Source organism: Desulfitobacterium nosdiversum, from assembly GCF_049860565.1.
Lineage (GTDB): Bacteria > Bacillota > Desulfitobacteriia > Desulfitobacteriales > Desulfitobacteriaceae > Desulfitobacterium_A > Desulfitobacterium_A nosdiversum.
Map to the genome: position 1 here is coordinate 570,076 of NZ_CP172056.1, position 14,540 is coordinate 584,615.

15 protein-coding genes, 1 pseudogene and 2 riboswitches are annotated in these 14,540 nt (G+C 40.3%); of the genes and pseudogenes, 4 read left to right on the forward strand and 12 right to left on the reverse strand.

The window, feature by feature from the left end; all coding sequences use genetic code 11:
* The first annotated feature begins 3 nt into the window (after positions 1-3).
* Together ACHOLT_RS02790 and ACHOLT_RS02795 are read left to right on the forward strand one after the other, a co-directional pair.
* A complete protein-coding gene (locus ACHOLT_RS02790) occupies positions 4-1,362 on the forward strand; it encodes an MFS transporter (RefSeq protein ID WP_425805626.1) in 1,359 nt (452 codons plus the stop codon).
* Between the two features lie 76 nt (positions 1,363-1,438).
* Positions 1,439-1,727 (forward strand): annotated as a pseudogene (locus tag ACHOLT_RS02795) (hypothetical protein); the annotation flags it as partial.
* 94 nt (positions 1,728-1,821) lie between these two features.
* Here ACHOLT_RS02795 and ACHOLT_RS02800 read toward each other — a convergent pair.
* Entirely contained in the window at positions 1,822-3,033 is a 1,212-nt protein-coding gene (locus tag ACHOLT_RS02800; RefSeq protein WP_425805627.1) for an MFS transporter, read from the reverse strand.
* Between the two features lie 46 nt (positions 3,034-3,079).
* On the opposite strand from ACHOLT_RS02800, the gene ACHOLT_RS02805 reads away from it, so the two are divergent.
* On the forward strand, positions 3,080-3,373 hold the full coding sequence (locus ACHOLT_RS02805; RefSeq protein WP_425805629.1) for a LysR substrate-binding domain-containing protein: 294 nt from the start codon (positions 3,080-3,082) through the stop codon (positions 3,371-3,373).
* 255 nt (positions 3,374-3,628) lie between these two features.
* Positions 3,629-4,630, forward strand: a complete 1,002-nt coding sequence (locus tag ACHOLT_RS02810; RefSeq protein WP_425805633.1) for a hypothetical protein — start codon at positions 3,629-3,631, stop codon at positions 4,628-4,630.
* A gap of 274 nt (positions 4,631-4,904) precedes the next feature.
* Here ACHOLT_RS02810 and ACHOLT_RS02815 read toward each other — a convergent pair whose 3' ends face one another.
* From ACHOLT_RS02815 to glp, 11 genes are all read right to left on the reverse strand, one after another.
* Positions 4,905-5,408, reverse strand: a complete 504-nt coding sequence (locus tag ACHOLT_RS02815; RefSeq protein WP_425805634.1) for an HXXEE domain-containing protein — start codon at positions 5,406-5,408, stop codon at positions 4,905-4,907.
* A gap of 538 nt (positions 5,409-5,946) precedes the next feature.
* A complete protein-coding gene (locus ACHOLT_RS02820; protein WP_425805635.1) occupies positions 5,947-7,098 on the reverse strand; it encodes a methyl-accepting chemotaxis protein in 1,152 nt (383 codons plus the stop codon).
* Between the two features lie 26 nt (positions 7,099-7,124).
* Positions 7,125-7,553, reverse strand: a complete 429-nt coding sequence (locus tag ACHOLT_RS02825) for a chemotaxis protein CheW (protein ID WP_425805637.1) — start codon at positions 7,551-7,553, stop codon at positions 7,125-7,127.
* A gap of 101 nt (positions 7,554-7,654) precedes the next feature.
* Positions 7,655-7,742, reverse strand: a riboswitch (cyclic di-GMP riboswitch).
* A gap of 12 nt (positions 7,743-7,754) precedes the next feature.
* Entirely contained in the window at positions 7,755-8,714 is a 960-nt protein-coding gene (moaA, locus tag ACHOLT_RS02830) for a GTP 3',8-cyclase MoaA (RefSeq protein ID WP_425805639.1), read from the reverse strand.
* Between the two features lie 173 nt (positions 8,715-8,887).
* A riboswitch (molybdenum cofactor riboswitch) is annotated at positions 8,888-9,017 on the reverse strand.
* Between the two features lie 321 nt (positions 9,018-9,338).
* On the reverse strand, positions 9,339-9,836 hold the full coding sequence (locus ACHOLT_RS02835; RefSeq protein WP_425805641.1) for a MogA/MoaB family molybdenum cofactor biosynthesis protein: 498 nt from the start codon (positions 9,834-9,836) through the stop codon (positions 9,339-9,341).
* Complete coding sequence (locus ACHOLT_RS02840) at positions 9,829-10,269, reverse strand: MOSC domain-containing protein (RefSeq protein WP_425805643.1); 441 nt, start codon at positions 10,267-10,269, stop codon at positions 9,829-9,831. Before ACHOLT_RS02840 ends, ACHOLT_RS02835 begins: the two co-directional genes overlap by 8 nt.
* Positions 10,270-10,301: 32 nt before the next feature.
* Positions 10,302-10,787 carry a cyclic pyranopterin monophosphate synthase MoaC gene (gene moaC, locus ACHOLT_RS02845; RefSeq protein WP_425805644.1) on the reverse strand — a complete coding sequence of 162 codons (486 nt, stop codon included), beginning with the start codon at positions 10,785-10,787 and terminating at the stop codon, positions 10,302-10,304.
* A 27-nt stretch (positions 10,788-10,814) separates the two neighbouring features.
* Positions 10,815-11,432, reverse strand: coding sequence for a molybdenum cofactor guanylyltransferase (gene mobA / locus ACHOLT_RS02850; protein ID WP_425805645.1), 618 nt, complete (start codon positions 11,430-11,432; stop codon positions 10,815-10,817).
* A gap of 5 nt (positions 11,433-11,437) precedes the next feature.
* A complete protein-coding gene (gene mobB / locus ACHOLT_RS02855; protein WP_425805646.1) occupies positions 11,438-11,992 on the reverse strand; it encodes a molybdopterin-guanine dinucleotide biosynthesis protein B in 555 nt (184 codons plus the stop codon).
* Between the two features lie 274 nt (positions 11,993-12,266).
* Positions 12,267-13,286, reverse strand: a complete 1,020-nt coding sequence (locus tag ACHOLT_RS02860; protein ID WP_425805647.1) for a molybdopterin-binding protein — start codon at positions 13,284-13,286, stop codon at positions 12,267-12,269.
* A 28-nt stretch (positions 13,287-13,314) separates the two neighbouring features.
* Positions 13,315-14,532, reverse strand: a complete 1,218-nt coding sequence (gene glp / locus ACHOLT_RS02865; RefSeq protein WP_425805648.1) for a gephyrin-like molybdotransferase Glp — start codon at positions 14,530-14,532, stop codon at positions 13,315-13,317.
* Positions 14,533-14,540: the final 8 nt, after the last annotated feature.

Consider the following 14,540-nt stretch of genomic DNA (forward strand, 5'->3'; position numbering starts at 1 on the left):
AAGATGTCAAACACTTCAAGCGAAATGCTAATAGCCAGAATGGAACGATTACCCTTAGGCCCCTTCCATTACCGAATGCTGGTCATCAATGGTGCCGCATGGGCCTTTGACGCCTTTGACGTCGGCCTAGTCACTTTTGTTGTTACCGCTCTCACCAGTGCATGGAAACTGACCTCTACCCAAGTTGGATCTATATTAAGTATTGGATTAGTCGGCATGTTCGTTGGGGCTATCCTTTCCGGGCCCATCGCGGACCGTTGGGGAAGAAAAGCTGTATTTCAAATCACAATGCTTCTTTTCGCAGTCTTTTCTTTACTCTGTGCAGTTGCCCCGAATTTCACATCTCTCTTAATATTTAGATTCCTTGTAGGGGTTGGACTCGGCGGTGAAACACCAGTAGTAACTTCACTTCTCGGAGAATTTATTCCAGCAGCTCACCGGGGAAAAGTCCAAGGACTGCTTAATACTTTCTGGGCAATAGGATGGCTTCTGTCTGCAATGATTTCATACTTTATTATTCCGGCATATGGATGGCGTTGGGCCTTTGTAGCCGGTGCTCTACCAGCATTATATATTTTCTTTGTTCGTCGTCATTTGCCGGAATCACCTCGTTGGTTAATCGCTCGAGGACGGTATGATGAGGCCAATAAAATTATAGAAAAAATTGAAGGCATTACTTCCAAAACACATACTCTTCCGCCAGTAGTCGTCGATAATCTTCAGCCAGAAGTTGCTGCAACCCAAGAGAAGGTCACTTTGAGCGTGCTCTTCTCCAATAAATATATAAAGCGAACAATTATGTTATGGGGATTATGGTTCTTAGGGATGTTTGGATATTATGGTTTATTTTCGTGGCTGCCTTCCCTCTTTGTTAAAGCCGGTCACACAATGCTCAAGTCCTTCCTCTATGTGTTAATTATGCAAATTGCATATGTACCTAACCAGATTGTATGTGCTTATCTAATGGACAAGTTCGGACGCAAGTGGCTGTTAGTAACGAATCTTATCTTAGCAGGTATTGCAACGATAGTTTATGGGTGGGCATTAGGTAATAGTGTTACAACGGGTTTTGTTGTCTTGCTTGGTGTTATCACCTCGTTTTTTGTCTCTGCTATTTGGGGGATTACCTATACTTACACCCCAGAACTTTATCCGACAAATATTCGGGCTACCGGAGTCAGTGGCGCGTCGGCATGCTCGCGCATAGGATCATTCCTCGCCCCTATCGTTATCGGCGCAGGCCTATCCTCCATCGGTATTAGTGGCGTATTTGGAATTGTAGCAGGTGCATTTATTTTGGGAGCTTTTCTCGTCGCTGCACTAGGAATTGAAACTAAAGGCATGATCTTAAAAGATTCCTAACCATAAATTATGAGGAAAGCATTTATGAATAGGCACTTCTAAAGTTATTCTATAAAGCATCGTTGGATATCAATCGGCTCCGTATCAAAAAGGGGCAGTGGAGAGTAATCATGAATTGATTCGCAGAATTATTCCGAAAGGACAAGGTTTCAACCCGTATTGCCAAGAAGATATTTAACCTCATGATGAATCATATCAATTCTTATGGACGAAGAAAGCTGAACGACCGGTCACCACACTCGGTCTTCAGCTTTCTTCATGGAAGGAAGATTTTAAAGAAGCTATATGCGGAATGCATCCCAAACAATGCGATTATCCATATTTTCCACTTCCATTTTCGTGTACCCAAAAGCAGGCAAAATTAGCTTGTTTTCGGTCTGATTATAACAAATCTGGAAATAAACCTTACAAAGTGGAAGTTACTTTTTCAATTTATCTATTTTTAAATTTCAGATTTATTTATTTAAATTTAACCTTAGTTTTTACCACAGGAGCTATCCTGGATAGCCCAATGGAGAGGAAAAATGCTAATAAAAGAAAGCAACTTATCATACTGACAACCCCACTCCATCCAAAGTGCAGCCAGAAGATACCTCCCGATGTACCGCCAACACTTGATCCTACATAGTAGAAAAAGAGGTAAAGCGAAGAGGCTTGAGCTTTATCATGTGTCGCTCTGAGGCCTACCCAGCTGCTTGCAATCGAATGGCTTCCAAAGAAGCAAAAGGTAAAAAAAACAATGCCTATAATTTTAAGGATTAAATTGCTATTTAAGGTAATGCATGCCCCCAAAAACATGAAGAGTAATACAATCCAAAGAACCTTGCGGCGTCCATATTTGTCCGCTAATTGACCCAGCCAAGTTGAACTAAAAGCTCCTACAATATAAACTACAAAAATCCAGCCAACAAGAGTCTGACTTAGAGAATAAGGAGGTGCAATGAGTTGATACCCAATATAGTTATATAGCGTTACGAAACTCCCCATAAGTAAGAAAGCAATTCCATACAAACAGAGTAAACCGGGATCTCGCAAATGACCCATCATAGATTTAGTCAACTTGACAATTTCCATCTTACGAGGGCGAAAGTTCTTAGAGGCCGGCAAAAGATATAAGAACAAAAGACTTGCCAAAATACTCAACACCCCAATAACTCCTAATGCAATATGCCAATTAAATGCATCCGTTAACATTCCGATGATAACACGTCCACTCATACCGCCAACTGAATTACCGCTGATATATAAACCCATAGCTACACCCAAACTGGCTGGTTCTATCTCTTCACTGAGGTATGCCATTGCAACGGAGGGTAATCCAGCAAGAATAATCCCTTGAAGCATTCGAAATAGTAATAGAACTTGAAAATTCGAAACGACTGATGTAAGTAAAGAAAGTATGGATGCTCCCAAGAGTGAAAAAATCATGATGGGTTTGCGGCCCCGAACTTCGGATATAGAACCGACAAATAACATACTTATGGCCATTGATATTGTTGCTGCCGAAAGAGACAAGCTTGACATTGCCGGAGAGATATTAAACTCCCTGGAGAGTTCAGGGAGTAAAGGCTGTGTACAGTACAAAATAGCGAAGGTTGTAAAACCCCCGGCAAAAAAAGCAATATTTGTTTTACGGAATGCAGATGTTCCATGCTGAATATAGGTAACCACTATCAAGGACTCCTTCCAAATATTTAAGACTTCTTTATACTTCACCTTGACACTTTTATACGTCCAATGTATAATTTGCCAAAATTTTAATGTTTCATGGCAATCCATTTGTCCAGAGCCTCATTCTTACAAAAATGTGAAGTGGATTGCTTTATCCACAGAAGAATTATTTGTTATTGTCCCTAAAGCGCATCCACTTGCTCAAAAAAGCAGTATTAAACTAAAGGAGCTGGCCGAAGAATCGTTTATTATATTTAAAAGAGAACTAACTTTAGGTGAGATGACCGACAGATTTTTTAAAGAGGCTGGCTTCATACCGAAAGTAACCTTTGAAAGCTGAGTTAATAATCAACGGACTTCAACTCTTAATTATTTATGTCGTAATTTGATGAAAGCTTTATCTTAAAATTATGCCATGTTTTAAGTTTAATTTTAATGAATTTAGATAAAAAATAGGAATAAGGTTTAATAAAGCACACTTGATTGAATACACAAAATCCATAAATCAAGTATGTTTTATTAAACTTTTTCTTTTGGAGGTGAAAGTAATTACTGATACTTATTAAAGTAGGGATATTTTAAGGAGGGGAATTCATTGAAAAAGAGAAAAGGGCTATTGTTACTCCTTGCCTTAGCTATGGTAGCTATTGTTGTTCTTGTTGGATGCGGAAAAACTGCTCCTGTCGCAAGTACCAATGCTGCAAAGCCGGGCAATGCAGCCGCTCCAGCTCCAACAGAAGTTAAAAGCCTTGTAGATCAGTTTAAAGATACAGGTCATGCCAAATACTTTACACTCCAAGTAGCTAAAGGACCTGAGGGGACTGCGGCAGGTCATTATGGCGACAGCTGTATTTCATGCCACTCTGCTGTTAAAATGATGGATGATAAAAACGCTAAATTAGCTGATTTCTTCCCAGGCGGTAAATATGCCGGTAAAACGGAGGGCATTTCTTGTCGTGTATGCCATAAAATGGGCAATGGCGACAAGGACAATGTATTTAGCCTTCAAAAAGAAGGCTGGTCTTCCTGCGGTGATTGCCATACTGGTACTCCTAAACTTGGGAGTAAAGTAAATCATCCGCAGAATGAGTTTATCAAAGGTATTGCTCCACAAGGCGGAACAGTTAAAGATATGCCTTCAGCCAAATTCCAAATGAAAGATTTCTCGTGCCAAGATTGTCATGTAACCAATAGCACGAAACATGATTTCTTAGTTCCTGGTGTAACATCTATTCATGACGAGAAAGATCCAGTCAATCGTGTTAGCACAAAAGTAGATTATAGCAAGATGGTTACTATGTTTGATCAAAAGAAATGTCAAACCTGCCACGCAAGTAACGCACAAGATACTGTTAACAAGATGAAGCAGCAACAAGAAGAAATCGGATCAAAACTCAAAGCGTTAGAAGATTTATCAAAATCACTAGAAGCTAAAGTTAAAGATCTGCCTAAGGACGATCCTAAACTTCAAGCCTATAATAACGGTATTACTTATTTCTCCTATGTAGAAGGTGACTCTTCTAAAGGCATTCATAACTATCCATTTGCAAAAGCACTTCTTGAAGCTGCAGAAAATGAATGGAAAAAGGTTCAATAAAGAAATGCAGCAACTCAAAATAAGAATATTAACTTTCTCATAGGTAATCACCATTTAGAATTCCTACTCAAAAAGTACAGAAAGCATAAGAGAGGAAAGGAAGACCAAGCATATAGTCTTCCTCTCTATTTATTCCGTATTCAGCATTCTATTGGTTATAGTTGTTTAGCAACACATCACTGCACATTTTAAGAAAAATGTGGAGTACGATTATTGATTTACTTATAATTACCTATAGTTTAGGTATACATATTTTGTTACTTACATATTATAATCAAACAAAAATTTTATTAAATATTTTATGAAATATCACACTAAATCCAATTGGTAAAAATGCATATATTAATCCGATAATAATTGATAACGCTAAAAGACCTATTGTTAGCATACTATCTATATATATTTTATACAATCCTAATACTGATATCACGCCAAATATCAATCCAGTAAATAATCCAGGTGATATTCTTCGATCTTTAATTGTATATATTATATGGTCAAAACAGTTAATAAATCCCCAAACTATTATTCCTACTCCTAAAAATAACAACTTGTCTCCTCCAAAATGGAAACTAATAAGCCCTATTAATAGTAATGGTAAATAAAAAAACAAGTTATTTGCCATCCAATGTCCATAAGTCACTTTTTCTGGAATCCACTTATGTTCCTTCATCCAAGTAGGAAAGTCACCCAACGCTTCCTCTAATAGGTGAAAAGGAATATAGGTAATTATTATACCTATCATGAAATATTGAATATCAAAATTTAATAAATTCATTAAAACCCCCTTGATATTATATTTCACATTGCCTGTTATGTATAACCCTTTCTATGCTGTCATATAATGAACAATATCTTACAGTTGTGTACTAACTTGAGATTTACTTATATTCCATATTATAACACTCAATTAAAGCGACTGTCTCAAATTTAATATCTGTTGTTTAAAAGGATGAATAAAAGATGTAATGAGTTATGGTAAATTATATTTTACAATTCACGCTAGAAATCACATCTGCAAATCGCGAAAGATAATTTAACATATACCTTTAAATTCTAGCCATTCATGTCGAATTATGAATGAAAACTCAACCTAAAAACGCATATAAATTCACACCAAGAGTTACACGCTTAGCAAATCTGTTAAGCGTGTAACTCTTGGTGCAAAATTTGGTGTCACTTGACGATTCCAGTCTCCTCCATGGGCATCACCTTCAAGACCCTATTTTCAATAACATTAACTTCATCTACAGTATCTTTTTCAATACCTCTAACCTCACAATATTTACAGCTAAAACTCTTCCCATAGTGACACGCTACAACTGCTTCGAAACTCGATTTAATTCTTCTGCCATTGAGGTTATTTCTTGTATACTGGCTGTTATTTCCTCTGAAGCTGCAGCTTGTTCTTGACTTGAACTTAAGGAACTATTACTTTGAGCGATTACTTTGTCAACCGTATTTTTGATATTATCCGTAAGTTCTTTTATCTTGGGAACAGTACTCTTTGACTGTTCCGATAGTTTTCGAATTTCTTCAGCAACAACACCAAATCCTCTGCCTGCTTCTCCCGCTCTGGCCGCTTCAATTGCCGCGTTAAGTCCAAGCATTTTAGTCTCATCTGCAATTTCCTTGATGAATACGGATACTTGGTTAATTGCGTCGGAAAGGCTGATTATTTCCTTAATATCCACATTGAGTACTTGCTCATTTTCATGAATTTGCGAAGCTGAAGCTGCCAATTCCTCAATAGCGGCTGAAATTCCGGTCAATCCATTATCGAGATTCTCAGACATTTCACGCAACTGGGCTGCTGCTTTTTTGGGAATAACCATTCCAAAAGTATCCATTACTTCATTTTGATTATCTTCATCAAATAAAGGATAACATGCTACTAGAAGAGGTATTCCATACTTACCGGCATCTACCTCTTTTATAATCATCTTTTTTGTTTTAATGACTTCAAAGGATATATCATCCTCTTTAAATTTGTCACCCACTTCATTAACCGGCAAACTAAATGATGATGAAGACTGTTTGTATGTATATTTCTTTAAGTCAGTCATATATAAGATAACGCCTTCAGGAAACATTTCTGCCAAAATCGGAGCAAAGTGGTTAAAAGCAGCAGCAATCGGATGCAGCCGTGGAGTAAGAGTCGTAAGAGCTCCTACGGCATTGCCTTCTCCGTTAACTATAGGAATTGAGTTTACGAGTAACTTTCGTCCATAAACAAATTCCGGTACTTTATCGGTTAATACCTTGTTTTGAGAAGCAGCTAAAACCGCACTGGTTTCACTGCGCATTTTAACTCCAATTTTTAATGCATCAATATCAAATACATCAGAATCATTTTTCCACGTTATTATGTCGCCTTCAGTAATTATATATATAGGTCTGTTTTTTGCTAATTTTGATTGCGTTTCAAAATATGATTTTAAACCGTTTAATTCATTTATTGAAATCATGGATACAACTCCTTTTCTCTTTATACCTAGAAAATCTCATTTTTAAACCCTAAAGCATTGATGAGCAGGATTAACCGTTCGTCAATTTTATATATACCTTCAATACTTTTTCCCCCGATTAAACCTATTTTTCCGTTTAAACTTTCAACATTGTTTTCACTTATGTTGACAACCTCTGAAACATCATCAACGATAACTCCTAAATTCATTCCTTCCAAATCAAGGATGAGTAATTTTGAATCAATACCTCTTTCTGTTTGAGCAAAACCAAATTTCTTTTTAGGATCAACGATAGGAATAACCTGACCTCTTAAATCAATAATGCCTTCCATAAAAGCGGGCATGTTTGGTACCTTTGTAATTTGGGGTATCCGAACTATTTCCTTGGCGAATGATATATTTATGCCATATTCTTCGTTACCCAAGTTAAAAACAATAAGTTGATTTAAATCCAATGGGTTTCCTCCTTTTGTAATATTTTTAACAAAGTTATTTATAATATATTTAATAAGTCATAGGTAAAAAAAATTGCCCTAATAAGAGCAACAAAAACAAATTCGGCGGCCTGGCAACCATCAGCATTACCTGTTAAGGCCCAAATAGCTTTGCGTCCTTAGCTTTCGCCAAGTTTGCCTTTGTCACAACTTATTAAATAGTTAACCGCCGATCTCATTCATGTTTCGTAAAATCGGCTCATAATTCTCATTTTGAATATAGTGTCTATTGGGTTTTGCACAAATGCCATCCAATAAGAACCGTTCGTAATCTTCTCCATAATTCCGAATATCCAATTCCAGATCAGAATGCAAACACGGTTTGAGTTTACCATCGGGTGTAATTCTAATCCGATTACAGTAATTGCAGAAATGATTGCTTAACGGGCTAATGATTCCCACTCTGCCTTTACTGTTCGGTAGTTTATACAGGCGTGCTACTGCTCCTTGTCCTTTGACAGCTAAAGGAAGCAATTCGGGAACTCTCTTTAAAATCTCTGAACCTGTCAAGAAGTGCTCCTGATCCCAACGACTTGCCTCACCAATGGGCATCAGTTCGATAAAGCGTACTTCAACATCGTCTTCTAGGGTTAAGTTTACAAATTCATCGATTTCTTCATCATTGAATCCGCCAATAAGAACAACATTAAGTTTCAAAGGCAATAACTTTGCTTCTTTGGCCGCTTGAATCCCTTCAAGAACATCGGAAAGTCTGCCGCCTCTCGTAATCTGAGAATACTTATCCGGATTCAAACTATCGAGACTAATATTCACTCTTGTCAGCCCCGCTTTTTTGAGTTGCTCTGCGTAGTTGCGGAGTAGGGTTCCGTTCGTCGTCAGTCCTAAATCTTTTAACCCATGCTTTTTTAGCTGGGCGATCTCCTCAATAACGTCGATAATTCCTTTCCTGACAAGAGGTTCTCCCCCTGTAATTCGTATTTTTTCAAAACCCAATTTGACTGCGCTGACAGCTATTTGTTCAATCGTTTCAAGACTAAGGATTTCTTTATGTGCTTTCTTCTTGATTCCTTTTTCCGGCATACAATAGCTGCATCTTAAATTGCACATCCCTGTTACAGATAACCGTAGGTAGTTAATATTTCTTCCGTAGGAATCCATCATAATTTCTTCACTCCTTAGATGTAAGGGGCTATCTCCGTTTCCCGACAATGCTTAGGTTTCAAAACGAATCATCTTGTTCTTGCGAAAATCAGGAATTAGGAGTTCTGTATGTCTCAAGAAAAGAATCCTGCAACGAAATGCAGGATTTCTATAGACTGAGCTTTGGACTCAAATCTATTTCTCGTGCATCTCCTTCGCCAAACAGCAAGTAATAAAATTTCTTCTACTACTCCGTGGACAAAGTCCAGACCTCTATTCCATAGTTTTTACTTTAGGAAATGAGGTTCGGAGAAAGCCTTTATTACTTTACATAATGCAAATCATATGCCAAGCTTGCATATTTGAAGACAAATCCTTCAAACGCTTGATAAATAAGACTTTAGCTATATCAAAAATATTAAATGCAAACAACTATCTTGAAAGTCTTTTGTCATTTTTAAAAAAGAGTTTTCAAATTGAAACAAATTCTGGGACAAACCAAAAAAACTGCCTCAAACTCCTATAAATGAGTTCGAGGCATCAAAAATAATTAAGAAATTATGTTCGCTGTTTAGAAGGCTGTCATTTTGAAAATATACCAGAGCTATAACTGGCAGCTTAGTGCTTTAAACTTGGTTTTCCTTATTACTTAATCGGTTCTGCACATTCACTTGCCTCACCTTTTAGGATCTGAATGCCGTGGTTTAACGCAGGAGATATAGCCTGCCAACATTCTTTAACCGCTTTAGGTGAACCCGGCATATTAATGATCAGCGTACGTTTGCGCAGGACAGCGACAGCCCGACTGAGCATTGCTTTCGGTGTAACTTTAAGGCTTTCCAGCCTCATAACCTCAGCGATGCCCGGGACAAGTCGATCTGCAATAGAAAGGGTTGCTTCGGGTGTCACATCGCGAAGCGAAAATCCCGTCCCGCCGGTTGTAAGAATGAGATCCAGCCCTGCCTCATCCGTCCAAACCTTCATCTTGTCTGCTAATAGTTTCTGGTCATCCGGCAGCACAATATAGAGGACAACTTCCCCGTTGATTCCCTTAACAAGTTCTTTTAACAGCTGCCCTGAAAGATCCTCGCGTTCACCCCGCGATCCTTTATCACTGGCAGTGATTACACCGACCTTAAGCATTTTCAATCACTCCAATGGAATCACCCACTCGGACGGGACCGCCCTCCAGCACCCGGATGAATATTCCCTCTCTGGGCATGACACAATCTCCGGCTTGATAATAAATTGCGCAATGCGCATGACACTCCTTGCCAATTTGCGTGACTTCCCCCAAGCCGTTTTCTCCGATTTTAAGTTTTGTTCCAATCGGCAGACTGACGAGATCAATGCCTTCAGTCGTCAGATTTTCTGCAAAGTCGCCTGGGCCTACATCTAAACCCTTGGCTTGCATCTTGTGGATACTTTCCATGGCCAGCAGGCTGACTTGGCGATGCCAATCACCGCCATGGGCATCTCCCTCAATCCCAAATTTAATTTTGAGCATCCCTTCCCCTATGTTTTTTTTACGCATTCCTTTTTTCGGACTCGTACAAACAGCAACAATTTTACCCATTTTTTTATCCCCTTACATTTATAAAATTTCCGCTATTGCTCAAGGTATTCTTCGCGGATAAAATGCCCACTCTTACCGCCCATCTTTTCGATCAGGCGAATTTCTCCGATGACCATTGTTTTATCGATGGCTTTGCACATATCATAAATGGTTAAAGCCGCAACGCTCACCGCAGTCAGTGCCTCCATCTCCACTCCTGTTTTGCCTGTAACTTTAACACTACTTTCGATTTCCACCGTCTCTGGCGGAATTATCTTGAAGTTAAGCTTCGCACTGGTAATCGCCAAAGGATGGCACATCGGTATTAAATTCGAAGTCTGTTTAGCTGCCATGATTCCCGCGACCTGGGCTACGCCTAAAACATCGCCTTTAGCTATACCCCCCTGCCGGATTCGCTCCAGCGTCTCCGCCTTCATGCTCATGGTTCCTTTAGCAACGGCAACACGAGAAGTCTCAGCTTTCTCCGTTACATCAACCATGCGTGCGCGTCCATGTTCATCAATATGTGTTAAATCCATACTGCTCTCTCCTATTCTGAGATATTTTTACAGTGTTTGAAGCTCCCGCCATTCCTGATCGGTATTCGCATTCTTAAGGCTTCTCGCAACTTGAGGGAAACTGCGAAATTCTTCTTCTTGAACGATACGTACGGAACACCTCGGATAGAAATCAATGATTTTAAACGACTTTTTTTCTAGGTACTCTGTTACCAAAGGAAGGCAGTTTTTATGGTAGAAAGCATGCAGCGGGTGCAAAACGCCATCAACTTCCGGCACAATGACATCATGTTTCCCACAATATCCCGCTAAAAAACGAATGACTTTTGGATCAATGAATGGCATATCACAGGCAACAAAAAATGCATAATCAAAACGGGAAGCCTGCAGTCCGGATTGAAGTCCGCTTAACGGTCCACAGCCCGGATAAAGGTCTGTAACCTTTTTTTCTCTATAACGTTGGAACCGTTCGGGTGAATTCGTACTGATGATGACTTCGGAAAAAACGGATCGCAGCTCTTCCAGACTTTTCTCAATCAGAGGTTTGCCGAGATATTCTAAAAATGCCTTATCCCTGCCCATACGGGAGCTCTTGCCGCCGGCAAGTATTACTCCGGTTACGGGTAAAATGCATATATTCAAATTATTGTCCTTCATCTCCAACATGGACATCACTCCAGATACTTTTTAACAAGAATATCCGCGACTCCCTGAAAATCATTAATATCCAGGACAGGAACAGCGGTATTTAGCCCTTCGACATCGCTCACGATGGCAATGAGATATTCGGATGGAGAAATAATTTTCGTCCCTTTTTCCTTTCGAATCACTTCAATTCTCGGTCTTGTCGAGGCTTTATATCCTTCAACGAGAATAATATCGACACCCCCGATTAAAGGAATAACATCTTCGATTTCTTGTTTTTGTTCCGTTCTCTGGATCACGGCATATTTGTCAGGCCCAATAATTGTGGTTGATTTTGCCCCTGCCTGAGCAAATCTCCAAGAATCCTTTCCCGGAATATCAATATCAAAACCGTGAGTATCGCTTTTTACTGCTCCCACTTCATAGCCGCGTTGAACGAGTTCTTGAATAAGCTTTTCCATAAACGTCGTCTTCCCTGTGTCTGACTGACCGGAGACAATACAAACCGCCGGAATATCGTTCATAAAAACCTCCATTCCGCCGCTGCCGCTGGCGGCACAAATAGCATATAGAAACGGCATAGAAGTCTGATAGCATATAACGCAAGTTTATACTTTCTGCTCTAAAAACAGTCCAAAAAATCAGTAGACCCGAAAGGCAGCTTCTCCCACAGAAGTGAACGAATTTCATGGAGAGGCGCCACAGTCCACAAAGCTTTCGTGGGGAAGCGAAGCCACGGGTTCACTTCAGGTATTACCCGGAGGTTTGGCGAAGCTCCCGCGAAAGCGCGTGGGCCAGCCTCGGAATGCTGAGTGAACGGATGTGGGAGAAGCTGCCCGACCCAGCAGAACCATCTCAACGGCCGAAATAACAATTAGGATAATGGCAAGTTGGACAATTCCGGCACAATCCCCCTTCTCCCATGCGAATGAAGTCTTCTTTTGTTAAAAAGTCGCCTGCAAAAACCCGGGGTAAAACGACATCAAGGACTGTGGTCTTACAGTATATAGCCGCACCGGGCACCCCAAATATGGGAACTTCATCAAGATAGGCCATCATTAACATATTTCCCGGTTGAGCAGGCGTTCCTTGAGTAATCACTCTTGCTCCTGTATTCCGAATCGCTCCCGGCGTCAAATCGTCAGGATCTACAGACATCCCGCCGGTTACAAGGATTAAATCCGCTTTCTGAGCAAAAAACTTGACAATGCTTTTCTCAATCATTTTACAGTCATCCGGGCAATAATCCTGGCCTATAACCTCTGCCTCAAAATGGGTTAATTTTTCCTGGATAACAGGCCCGAACTTATCCTTAATTCTTCCTTTATAAACCTCACTGCCCGTAATCACTAGACCTACCTTTAGCTTTTTAAAAGGCTTTACCTCGAAAACCGGCCCCTCTAAGCGGCATAGTTCTTCAACCTTTAAGATGTTCTCTTCTTGGGTCACTAGCGGTACAATTCTTGCGCTTGCAACTTTTTCCTGTTCATTCACGACAAAATTATTGGGCAGCGAGGGTATCGTGACATGCTCAATGGAATTCAGTCTCGTCAAAAGGGAACTATTCACTTTCAATAATCCCCTGATCGTTGTTTTAAGAAGGGATTTTCCTTCCTCAGGCTCTGTTTTCATGAGATTTTTACCCATGACCGCTTGGGCAATTCGGACGGCAGCATCTTCTTCATGGATTTCCCCGGCATTTTCTTCCCAAATATAAATGTGCTCTTTGCCTATGCTGAGGAGTTCTTGAATATCCTCTTGGGTAATAATATGATTTCTGCAGAAGGCCCTGCCCTTAAATTCTCCGGGAATAACTTTCGTCATATCATGGCATAGCTTCATGCCGACTGCTTCTTGTACCGGTACTTTCTTCACGTTTTTGCCCTTCTCTCTTTTAAGCGTGTTAGCCAATTAAATACGCTGCTAATTTTTCTCCGGACCTCTTTGGGCCGCTGCCCCCCGGTACTTCCGTCAAAATATTGCAGCCAATCATGGAACTTAAGATCCCGTTGCCTTGACCTCCCGTCGGCTCCATCATACTGATTCCCTCTTCAAAAACTAATCGCCCTCTTAAGAATCTTCTGCGCGGGCTTTCTTTCTTGAAGTCTTTCTTCAGCGTAACTTCGATTTTCTCGTTCAAATAATTCGTTCTGCCTGCCATTTTTTTAATAAACGGAACAGCAACAAGATGGAAATTCGTCAAGGCCGCCGAAGGATTTCCCGATAGTCCCAAAATGAGTTTGCCGTCTTTAACTGCTGCGGCCGTCGCAGATCCCGGTTTGATCTCAATTTTTTTATAGAGAAGATTGGCCCCTAAATATTCCATCGCTCGGCTGACCATATCATAATCTCCTACCGAGACGCCGCCCGTCGTTAATACCATATCCGCTTGATTCAGGCCCCGTTCAATGAGCGCTGCGATTTCTTCCTTTCGGTCTTTCGCTGTACCGATGATCAAGGGAACAGCGCCTATCGATTGAATATATCCAAAAAGCGTATAACAGTTGGTATTGCGAATTTTTCCCGGAATCAACGGCTCTGAAATATCGACTAACTCATCCCCGGTACTGATAATGGCAATTTTAGGGATCTTATAGACTGCAATATCTTCCTGTCCGATCGCTGCAATTAAGCCCATAATCGGTGAAGTAATCGCCGTTCCTTGCGAAGCAATCCGTGTTCCCCGCTTGACATCCTCTCCTGCGGGCACAATATTTTCGCCCGGCTGATAAGCGGCAGTAATTTTGATCTGATTTTCAAGAATAACCGTTTCTTCGAACTTGATAACAGCATCCGCTCCTTCCGGGATAGGAGCCCCAGTCAAAATTTTGACCGCCGTTCCTGATTCGACTGTATATGCGGAAGTGTAACCCGCAGGAACTTCATCAATGATGCTAAGAATAACAGGATTTTTTAGGCTTGCTTGCTCTGTATCCTGAGCGCGAAAGGCATAACCGTCATAAGGAGAGCGAGCAAATGGAGGGATATTTTCCTGAGCTGCAAGATCTTCAAATAACACTCTCCCAAAGGACTCTTTTAAATCAACCCGCTCGCTTTCCATTAATGAACAATGATCAAACACTAAACTTTGTGCCTCTTCTAAGGTAATGCTATTTTTCATCGTAATCC